The sequence below is a fragment of the Calyptranema fuscum S582 genome (assembly GCF_055793305.1).
Window position 1 is genome coordinate 1 of sequence record NZ_JBSLYH010000112.1, and the last position, 3736, is coordinate 3736.

General features: G+C 50.6%; 3 protein-coding genes. 2 read left to right on the forward strand and 1 reads right to left on the reverse strand.

Features of this window, described 5'->3' with window-relative positions; translation table 11 throughout:
- The first annotated feature begins 362 nt into the window (after nucleotides 1-362).
- Together ACR6Z4_RS32025 and ACR6Z4_RS32030 are read left to right on the forward strand one after the other, a co-directional pair.
- Nucleotides 363-1808 carry a Uma2 family endonuclease gene (locus ACR6Z4_RS32025; protein ID WP_479721368.1) on the forward strand — a complete coding sequence of 482 codons (1446 nt, stop codon included), beginning with the start codon at nucleotides 363-365 and terminating at the stop codon, nucleotides 1806-1808.
- A gap of 100 nt (nucleotides 1809-1908) precedes the next feature.
- A complete protein-coding gene (locus ACR6Z4_RS32030) occupies nucleotides 1909-2460 on the forward strand; it encodes a hypothetical protein (RefSeq protein WP_479721370.1) in 552 nt (183 codons plus the stop codon).
- Between the two features lie 6 nt (nucleotides 2461-2466).
- On the opposite strand, the gene ACR6Z4_RS32035 is transcribed toward ACR6Z4_RS32030, so the two are convergent.
- Nucleotides 2467-3636 (reverse strand): transposase, encoded by a 1170-nt coding sequence (locus ACR6Z4_RS32035; RefSeq protein WP_479721369.1) that lies wholly within the window; start codon nucleotides 3634-3636, stop codon nucleotides 2467-2469.
- Nucleotides 3637-3736 lie beyond the last annotated feature (100 nt).

Sequence of the window (3736 nt, forward strand, 5' to 3'; positions counted from 1 at the left end):
GGAACTGCAAAAAACTGCCCAAGCTACAGATGCAAAGGTAGGTTTGAAGATAATCCATTTGCAAAGCCATTTGTGCTGCTGAAAGCAAAGCGTTGCTAAGCAACAGCCGATGACAATTACATATTCAGTTTTAGGCAGCAAATCAATTTTCTGGAACGAATGGGTTCCTTCAAGAGGGACAAGTTTTGCCGCTAATATCAGGAGGATAGTGAGTGATCGAAGCTAAAACAAGGGGTTCGAGCAGAATCTATTCGTGAATTACGACAAGATTTTTCAGTAGGCTTAGATTAGATTTCAATTTGCACGACTGTAGGATTAAGAGCTTGTTAGTTCAGATGAATTAGACGTTGGGGGCAATTTTCGTGTTTGCAAGCTTGCTGGAGGATTATCACGCTTGGTCACCGGGTTCCAAAATTGAATTGGTAAACGGGCAATTGATCGTTGGAGACAGCCTCGTTCACAACCGTCGATTACTGAGCCAAATTCTTCGAGGGTGGGGTGTAGAGGCGATCGCTGCCCTTGCTCCGGAACAGTTGTGGTGGCAAGCGTTATCCCACACGTTCGGCGCACCAATGCTCGCCAGTCCCGATGGGCTTGATGCTTCCACAGTACAACAGTGGGCGGAGGTCATTGACTATCAGCCAGAGAATCCTCCCCATCACGGCGATTGGCGATTTTCCTATTCTCAACTGCGACAAGCTTTACGGATGGCAATGTTTGGGTTGGGGATGAGTTATGAAAAATTGGGACAGTCGTTGGGCGGTGGGTTTGTCCATCGATTAGGGCAGCATGGGTTCATGCCCGATGTCCTGTTTTTCCGGGGTGAACCGCGCAATCGGCTGTATGAGTATTACCTGGAGGGAGCGGCGGACGTGATTGTGGAGTTCATCAAACCGGGTTGTGAGAAGTACACCTACACCGTCAAGAAGCCGATTTATCAGGCGGCTGGTGTTCCAGAACTGTGGATCGTGGATGCGGCTCAGCGCCAGATGGAATTATGGCGGCTCGTTGATGAAGTATACCAGCGACAAACAACCGATGCGGCTGGGCGATATATTGTTTCCAGCGTTTCGGGCTTGACCTTCCTCCCTGGCAAGATTTGGCTGGCAAAAGATGACTGGGATTACCCCCTCGAAGAAACCTGGTTTGAAGTGGCAGCAGATGCGCCTCGGCTTAGCCGATTGCCTCAAATGGGGGAAGGGGTTGATTGGAGCAAAGCACTGCTTAAATTTCCCGTTGCGTTAGACCCAGTGGCGATCGCTCTTGACGACTATGTCTACTGGTGTCCAGAAGCAAAGTTTGAGTTCGTCAACGGACGACCTGACATTGGTGGACGAGAAGGCATCAAGGGATTGGCAGGAATGCTGATGATGACCTTTGGATTGGCAGAGGTCGTCAAATTGGCTCATCCCCGTGATTGGGTCGCTGCTCTGCTGGCACAACGAAGGGTAGCCTCTGACCCTAACCACAAAGCAGATGCCTGGAAGTTGGCGCGAGATACGGCTACGTTTTTGCGGGATCACTACTCAATCGATCGCATTGTGGTAGCGGGCGATTTGGTTGCACCTGAACCCTTAAATCTCTGGTCTGAGCTAGTGCTGGTTGTTTGGGGTTTACCAGAGGTTGAGACAACTCGTTCCGAGTCAGGTCGAACTCGATATACTAGCCCAGAAGCGCGCGCTTCGCGTTACCCGCAAGGGGTCGCACGACAATTAAGTGACTATCCTCGAATTCGCCTGGTGGATGCTGGTAAGGATCTCACCTCTACAGAAACAGCACTGTTGAATGCAGACTATGTCGAGCTTTGAAGAATTTTCCGTCTTGGGGTTTGCTGGATTGGGTTGGGTTATACAGTGGTGATGGATATAAAGAGCCTGGAGTTTCAAGATGGCTCAGACTGTGAAAGAGATGCAGATCGGTCAATACCTGACGCTGGAGGAGTTTTGCACCTGCACGCAAACTTACCAGAATTATGCGGATCAGATTGACCCGTACCCTGACAACTTGGAAGAGACAATCTCAGCATTGGAGGCTCTGTGCCATCACATCCTTGACCCTGTGATTGCTCACTTCGGCAGGGAGCGGTTTCAGTTGACCTACGGGTTCTGCTCAAAGGATTTGAAGCGGTTCCTGGCTCAGAAAAACCCAGAGACGGGGATTAAGAATGGGCGGGTCGATCCAATCCGTGACCAGCACATGGCGCATGAGAAGAACCGAAATGGCAAGTATTACTGCGATCGCCTCGGTGCTGCCTGTGATTTTCGGGTCGTGGGGTTGGAGAGCGATCGCCTTATAGATTGGATTCTAGAGCAGCAATTTCCATTTGATTCGCTGTACTACTATGGGAGCGATCAACCCATCCACATCAGTTACGCTCCTCAGCAAAGGCAGAATATTTGGACGTTTACAGACGGAGGAGTGCCTACGAGGAGCGGTACTAAGCAATGGCTGGTTGACTGACAAATCTCAGGTGATGAATCGGTAAGAATGAACTGTAAACTCTCGATTAGATTGCTGTTGAGCTTGTGTCTTGGATGCAATCGCAGGAGCAGGATCGCGTCCACCTTGCAACTTAATTGAGGGAAACAGTAGCCAGTCTTGGTGCAGACAACCCTTGAGCCAGTTCCAACCAATGCGAAAATAGCTGTTGCCGCGCTGCCAATGCACATCCACCCACCGCCGCTTGCCGGATGAGACAACTTCCTGTCCCTGCACACTCAACAGTAGTGTGGTTACAGCCAGCACCAAACAAAGACGGGAAAGGGCAGCAACAGAGCGAATCTCAGAGCGTTCCAGTTGAAACCCGTTAGACTTCTCATCAAGCAGTTCTTCTTCGATTTGAAAGCGTTCACTGTATTCCCGAAACGTTTGCAGCGATGCAGGTTCATCACTCACAACCAGCCAGATTTGACGTGAAATGGGGTCACGCGCGAGTGCCACGTTGACGTTGGCAAGGGGTCGCGTTTTAGTCAAGCTGACCCCTTGCAGCAAAACACTCTCCCCTGCTGCCAAATGGTACTGCTTGAGTTGTATCCAGCCTCGCTGGGGGCGATAGACCCAGGCGCTACTTTTGACGCGAATACGAAAATGCCAGTGCAATTGCTCGCGTAAGTACTGCATCAATTTCGTATCAGCAAACCCTCGGTCAGCAAGAAATCGCACCGATACCCCAGCGGGCACCAATCGTGCTGCTCGTTTGAGCATCAGTTGGTAGACCTCAAAGCCAACACTACTACTGCCATGGCGTAGCACCCGCCAAATCAAGGGAATGGCACGTCCCCGATACTGAATTGATAGTCGGATCAGGCAGAACTCGTCCCACAACATCGTCGTATCTTCAATCAACGTAATTTCAGTCGCCCCCCATTGGGCTAATGCTGCCGCAATGACCGGACCGTAGGCACGTTGGACGTGGATGCGGCTATTATGCAACCAGCGACTAAAACGGCGTTGATGGCTTTGGGCGAATTGGGCTCGACTTTGCACATAAACGCCCCATTTTGTCAGGCTGATGCATTCACTACAAATCAGTCCAATCACCATCCAAACCAGGGTTTGCAGATGGCGTCGGTCTGCCCATTCAGTCGATTGACCCAGCAGGTCGCATAGCTGATTATAAAGACGGGAGGTTCGCATGGTTTAGCTGTGTTTGTGTGGTAACTCTCACACTAATCTGCGAGTGCCCTTTTACCAAGGGCTAAGCCTCCCCCCTTTTCAAGTTTTGTCAGTCAACCAG

What these genes read in the sequence shown, in the direction of transcription:
- ACR6Z4_RS32030 (WP_479721370.1), top strand. Translation starts at nt 1,909, where the DNA reads ATGCAGATCGGTCAATACCTGACGCTGGAGGAGTTTTGCACCTGCACG.
- ACR6Z4_RS32035 (WP_479721369.1), bottom strand. Translation starts at nt 3,636, where the DNA reads ATGCGAACCTCCCGTCTTTATAATCAGCTATGCGACCTGCTGGGTCAA.